The following is a 4,370-nucleotide window of genomic DNA, read 5'->3' on the forward strand; positions in this document are numbered from 1 at the left end:
GAGATGAATTACAAAAATCTACTCTCCAGCCGGATCTCGTGCTCGACAAATGTGTCGACGTGATTCCGCTTCTGACAAAGAATTGATGCCAACGCAGGCGCAGCCTTGATTGCCATCGTTGGTTTTCAAGTCATTTGTCTTCGGGTTTGCTTCCGATGAGAATGATGTTTGCGCCAACTTGATAGCGCTCATGGGAAGCGGGATTTTCAACTTTGCCATTGGCATAAAACCCGACCGAGCCAGAGGAAAAATGCTTGCCGGCGGCTGAAATGGTTCCCCAAACTGTGCCATCACTGGATTTTATTTCAAGAATCAAGTTGGTCGGGGCCTGCGCATCGCGCTTGAGTGGTTCCGGGGGCATGGGATTTCCTTTCCTTGAGTTTTTCAACAGCATCTTTTTGTGAAATGAGGTTTTGCCAAGCAATGCCTTATAAATAATGCAACTCTGCGCCAACGTCAAGAGATTCTTTTCATCTCGCCGGCGCGAGCAAGCCGCAACTAAACACTGTGAATCGAAGCGCAGGAGAGACCGGCATCTTGCGCGTCAATTCGCGCTTTGCAGGTTTTTGTTGATAAAGCAACGATTCTATCGCAAAGATACGGACTGAGATTATCCATGAATACGACCATTCCGTCATTCAACGTTACCGCTTCAGGAGTTTTAAGCTCGCGCTTGACCTTAACGGTGATCGTTATGCTGATCATCGGCGAAGCGCTCGCGCCGCTGCTGTTGAGCAAACACATAACCGTGTACAGCCTTTATCATCTCATGCAGACGCTCTTGCTGGTGGCGCTCGCGTTCGTCATCAAAAAAGAGATGCAACAAAGCCATGCGCTTCATGCGTCGCTGTCCCGGCAGGATTGGGCGCGCGTTGCTTCCTTGCTGGCGGGCGGCATCATTTTTTCTTTTGCCGGCGATCTGATCAATTCCGGTTTGTTTGTACTCGCGGACTTACTTCAGCCGCAAACGCTGCTGTCGATTCCGCCGTTTGCGCTGGCGCATGTGTGTTATATCGCAGCGTTTTATTTGTTGAGCCGCCGGTGGTTGCGCGCCAGCAGCAATTTATTTTTGTCCATAACGATTGCCGCGGCGCCGGTTCTGGCGATCAGCGTCTGGTCGTTTGTGATGCCCTCGGACATGCCGCGCTTCGTGGCGTATGCCACACTCATGTACGCGTTTATCATTGCGACGATGGTGCTGGCCGCTATTTGGGTTGCCCGCGCCTGGCGCAGGCCGGCGCTGCCGGTCATGCTCGGCGCTTTCTTGTTTTTGGTATCCGATGCTCTGCTGGGTTACGCGTTGTTGCGCGAGCGGCCGTTTGTCGTCGGGCAAATCATTTGGGCCACATATATTCTCGGCCAGCTTTTAATCGTGCGGGCCGGGCTGCTTTTTCGCGCCGCACCGGCCTGAGCGCCAGAATTCACCGTGCGCCCTCTTGAATTCCGCTTTATAATTCTTTATCTTGCCTGCCGTCAGCCTGCGCGTGCATCATCGTTTTCAAAGGCGTGGTTTTCGATTGATTCCAACTGAAGTCATCCCGATGGGTAGGAAAACATATTACGCATCCAATGCGGCGTTGCTGCTTGGGTTGAGTCTTGTGGCGTACGTGCTGTATGCCAGCTCGAATCGCGCGATGGATTGGACCAAGCTGGTTTTGTTCTGGCTGGGCGCCGGAGGCATCGCGCATTTCTTGCTGTATCGCATTTTTGCGCGCGTCAAAACCTACCGCCAGAAGCGTTCGGTTTATCGTTACAAGCGGCGCTATCGCATGATCTGCGCCATCTTGCTGATGATCGGATTGTGGATCGGCGTGGGATTCAATTATCAAACCTGGTCAACCTGGCAAAAGCCCGCGGTTTATTGGGAACTGGAAGCGCAGCATCAGCTTTCTCCCAATCAGTTTCAAATAACCTGGCAGCTTGGCAATCAGCGCTATCGCGAAAGCGTTCAGGTGCAGGAGATCCGCTTGATCGAGCTGGCGGATGTTGCGCTGACCGGCCGCAAAGAACGATTGTCGGTGACCGGCGCGATTGATTCCGTGGCCTTGCCGCTTTCTTCCTCTGCGGCGGGCGAGCCGTACAAATTTTTATTGCCCGAAAAATTCCTGCTGCCGCCGTTGAGCTATCACACGATTGATCTGCGCTTCGATTATCGCCAGCACTTTGCCATTTTCGAGCTTGCGGCAAATTACAAAATCGCCGCCGAAAAAGAGGCGGCGCGCCCGGCTCAAACCTACTCGATTTCAACGCAGCGCTATCTCTTGCTCGAACCTTCCGCTGCGGCACTCGTCGATTTCACGGAGTTGACCAACCGTGTGCGGCGGCCTTCCGCGCAAACCTATGAGCCGCTGATTCTGGCCATCGGGCGCAGCAAACATCCGCAAGCGCTCAACGTTTTGTTCGAATTGCTCAAAGTGCGCGATCCCAAGGTGAAGGACGCTGCCTGCCGCGGCCTCGCGGAACTGCGCGACCCGCGCGCAAATTCCACCCTCATTCGGCTGATTACCAACGAGAACAATCCGCAAGCCGTGCGGGCATTGGGTATGATCGGTTCGTCCGAGGGCATTTTTTTTCTCATTCGCCTGCTCGGCGATGCTAACCGTGAGACATATTTGCGCGCTGCCGCGGCCGGCGCTTTGGGCGAGGCGCGCGCCACCTTCGCCGTTCCCGCGCTGGTCGAGTTGTTGGAACAGAAGGCGTTGTTGGATGACATCGTGCTGCGCGAAGGTTTACTGGCATTGACCAGCATGAATGATACGCTGGCGACAAAACTAACGCTCACTCTTGCCGCTAAAGCCACTCTGGGCGAGCAGAGGCAGATTCTCATTGAAGTAATGCGCGAATTGAAGCGGCCCGAAAGCCTGCCGCAATTCGCGGAATGGCTGAGCGCGTGGCGCAAGTATGATCTCACGCTGGACGAGGTACAAGCCATGCTGGATTTCATCGTGGCCGGCAATTATACCAACATGGTCGCGACTCTCGTTGACATTCTGTACCAGGAGCCGACCGCCGAATCGCAAAGCCTTTTTGTGCAGGCGCTGTCAACCCTCGTGCAAGAGGATCTGGGCACGATTCATTACCCGGCATTGAACAACGATATGCAAGCTGCCAACGAACGCGTCATCTCCGCCTGGCAAAAATGGTGGGGACATGCCCGCAATGATCCCGCCTTTTCGAATCAAATTCTGCCGGCAGATTATTCCAATCAAATGTGAATGTCCGGCAAAACTCTACCCCAATGCGATTTTCTATTTGTGGGGTGAGCTGAGACGCCGCAATTTTTCCACTCCAACTATTAGCATGAGTCTGCATGAAGGTTTCCTTTTTAGAGCATTTGCAGCAAGATCTCCTCGTGGCTGACGGCGCCATGGGCACCATGATTTACAGCCAGGGCGTGGCGCTGTCACAGAGTTTCGATCAGCTCAATCTCACCCAGCCGGACTTGATTCGCGGCATTCATCAAGCCTATGTGCAAGCCGGCGCGCAAGCGATTGAGACCAACAGCTTCACGGCCAATCGCAAACGGCTGGCGCGTTTTGGTTTGGAAAACAGTGTCGCTGAGATCAATCTCGCCGCAGTGCGGCTGGCGCGCGAAGCCGCTGATGAGCAGGCTTACGTGCTGGCCTCGATCGGCCCGGTGCGCGATCGCGCCAGCGAAGAAATGGAAAGCGCGGATATTCGCCAACTGTTTGCCGAACACATTTCCGCGTTGGCGCAGGGCCGGCCGGATGCTTTGCTTTTTGAAACGTTCACCGTGGTTTCAGAACTCGAAATCGCGGTGGAGGAAGCGCGCCGTTTGTCGAGCATTCCGATCATTGCACAGGTGGTTGCAGATGAAGAGGGCTACACCAGCGACGGCCAGCACGTCACGGCAATCTTTAAACGGCTGCGCGAGTTGGGCGCGGCCGTGGTTGGCATCAATTGCGCCAAAGGCCCGGCCGGCATTTTGAAAGCGCTGCGTGATGTGCCGCTCGAGGAAAGCCTGCTGCTCTCCGCCTTTCCCAATGCCGGTTTGCCGGCTTTTGTCGATGGCCGCTATATTTATCTTTCCACGCCGGAATATTTCGGCGAAGCCGCGCTCAAGCTGCGGCAGCAGGGCGTGCGTCTCATTGGCGGGTGTTGCGGCACCACGCCCGAGCATGTGCAGATGATGGCCAATACGCTGCGCGGACTCAAGCCGGTAACGGAGAAAACGATTGTGTTGCGGCCCGCGCCCGCGCCGCCCAGCCTGCAAAAAATCATCGAGCCGGATTTCTTGCAGAAAGTCCGCACGCAACCTTCGATCATCGTCGAGCTTGATCCGCCGCGCGATTTGGATTTTGAGCCGATTGTGGAAGGGGCCCGTGCATTGAAGCGCGCCGGCGTCGATG

Annotated in this window: 4 protein-coding genes; 3 read left to right on the forward strand and 1 reads right to left on the reverse strand. The window is 55.1% G+C overall.

Annotated features, from left to right (window positions below; translation table 11 throughout):
* Window positions 1–130 precede the first annotated feature (130 nt).
* Window positions 131–361 carry a hypothetical protein gene (locus tag FBQ85_27120; GenBank protein ID MDL1878805.1) on the reverse strand — a complete coding sequence of 77 codons (231 nt, stop codon included), beginning with the start codon at window positions 359–361 and terminating at the stop codon, window positions 131–133.
* 255 nt (window positions 362–616) lie between these two features.
* Here FBQ85_27120 and FBQ85_27125 point away from each other — a divergent pair, with 255 nt between their 5' ends.
* The 3 genes from FBQ85_27125 to FBQ85_27135 all read left to right on the forward strand — a co-directional run.
* Window positions 617–1,411, forward strand: a complete 795-nt coding sequence (locus FBQ85_27125; protein MDL1878806.1) for a hypothetical protein — start codon at window positions 617–619, stop codon at window positions 1,409–1,411.
* A gap of 130 nt (window positions 1,412–1,541) precedes the next feature.
* The gene (locus tag FBQ85_27130) at window positions 1,542–3,215 is read left to right on the forward strand and encodes a hypothetical protein (GenBank protein ID MDL1878807.1); all 1,674 of its coding nucleotides are present in this window, start codon (window positions 1,542–1,544) and stop codon (window positions 3,213–3,215) included.
* A 95-nt stretch (window positions 3,216–3,310) separates the two neighbouring features.
* On the forward strand, window positions 3,311–4,370 hold a 1,060-nt coding region (locus FBQ85_27135; protein ID MDL1878808.1), incomplete at its 3' end, for a bifunctional homocysteine S-methyltransferase/methylenetetrahydrofolate reductase.

It is taken from the genome of Cytophagia bacterium CHB2 (assembly GCA_030263535.1).
In the GTDB taxonomy this organism is placed as follows: Bacteria; Zhuqueibacterota; Zhuqueibacteria; order Zhuqueibacterales; family Zhuqueibacteraceae; genus Coneutiohabitans.

Excerpts from the sequence above, each read along its gene's own strand:
- FBQ85_27120 (MDL1878805.1), bottom strand. The coding sequence starts at position 361 with ATGCCCCCGGAACCACTCAAGCGCGATGCGCAGGCCCCGACCAACTTG.
- FBQ85_27125 (MDL1878806.1), top strand. The coding sequence starts at position 617 with ATGAATACGACCATTCCGTCATTCAACGTTACCGCTTCAGGAGTTTTA.
- FBQ85_27130 (MDL1878807.1), top strand. The coding sequence starts at position 1,542 with ATGGGTAGGAAAACATATTACGCATCCAATGCGGCGTTGCTGCTTGGG.